Below are 1493 nucleotides of genomic sequence, written 5' to 3'. Positions count from 1 at the left end.
GGGGCGCGTCGGGCCTGGCCCTGGCGCTGGGCATCTCCCCGCTGGTGGTGGGGCTGACGGTGGTGGCGCTCGGCACCAGCGCGCCGGAGCTGGCGGTGACCCTCTCCGCGAGCCTGCGCGGGCAGCCGGACCTGGCGCTGGGCAACGTGGTGGGCAGCAACATCTGCAACGTGCTGCTCATCCTCGGGGTGTCCGCGCTGGTGACGCCGCTGGTGGTGGTGCGGCAGTTGGTGTGGCGCGAGGTGCCCCTGATGGTGGGCGTGTCCGGGGCGCTGTTGCTGATGTGTCTGGATGGCCGGGTGTCGCGCCTGGACGGCACGGTGCTGGTGGCCGGGGGCGTGGGCTACACGGCGTGGACGGTGGTGGCCAGCCGGCGTGAGCGGCGCCAGGCGCCGGGCGCGGCTTCGGCGGCCCCCCGCGGGCCCGTGTGGCGGGACGTGCTCTTCGTCGCGGTGGGCCTGGCGTTGCTGGTGCTGGGCTCGCGGTGGCTGGTGGCCGGCGCGGTGGCGTTCGCCCGGGTGCTGGGGGTGAGCGAGCTGGTCATCGGCTTGACGCTCATCGCCGGCGGCACGTCCCTGCCGGAGGTGGCCACCTCCCTCCTCGCCGCCATGCGGGGGGAGCGGGACATCGCCGTGGGCAACGTGGTGGGCAGCAACATCTTCAACGTCCTGGCGGTGCTGGGCTTCTGCGCCACCGTGGCCCCTGGCGGGGTGGCCGCGGCGGACGCGGTGGTGAGCTTCGACCTGCCGGTGATGCTGGCAGTGGCCGTCGCGTGCCTTCCCATCTTCCGCACCGGCCACGTCATCAGCCGGTGGGAGGGCGGCGTCTTCTTCGCCTACTACGTGGCCTATACCGCCTACCTTGTCCTGGACGCCCAGCAGCACGACGCCCTGCACGGCTTCACGCGCGTCATGGGGTGGTTCGTGCTGCCCCTCACCGCGCTCACGCTCGCCATCCTCCTGGCGCGAGGCCTGCGGCGGCCTCGGCCGGCCTGAACGCGCGGCGCAGACGCGCTGCGCGAGGGAGCCGCCTCGGCGCGCTCCGCCCCTCGTGCTTTGCACGAGAAGGCGACGAGCTGCTCGTCGCTGCAACGCCCCCAGCGTCCCCGCGCTTTCCCAGCCACACCTCACCAGGGATGACCGCCAACCTCCCACGTGCTCCTCGGGAGCCCCACGAGGTCGAGGAGCTCGGGCCGCTTCGGCCACGTCGCCGGGGCCACGTCCCAGGCGGATGGACGCCTGGCCATGGTGCGCTCGGCGGCCTTCCTCATCGCTAGCGCCCGCCATGGCAATGCCCTGCCGCGTCCGCTCCTCTCGGTGGCGCCCTCCTCCGAGGTCCGACGCCGCCGCATCCTGGTGGTGGACGACTCGCCTGCTGGGGGCCGTGGGGTACGACACCTTCATCGCCTCCGACGGCACGGAGCCCCTGGCGCTGGCCCGGCGGCTGAAGAGGCACCCCGTCCATTCGAGGCTCCCGGGGGGCCTCCTCACCGC

At 73.8% G+C, this 1493-nt stretch carries 1 protein-coding gene and 1 pseudogene; both read left to right on the top strand.

What is annotated here, in order from left to right:
* The coding region (locus G4D87_RS37675) for a calcium/sodium antiporter (protein WP_163787579.1) at window positions 1-995 on the top strand (995 nt) is incomplete at its 5' end.
* Between the two features lie 195 nt (window positions 996-1190).
* Window positions 1191-1493: pseudogene (locus G4D87_RS39830) on the top strand (response regulator); the annotation flags it as partial.

This window comes from Myxococcus vastator (genome assembly GCF_010894475.1).
Lineage (GTDB): Bacteria > Myxococcota > Myxococcia > Myxococcales > Myxococcaceae > Myxococcus > Myxococcus vastator.
This window is presented reverse-complemented; position numbering and strand designations above follow the sequence as displayed.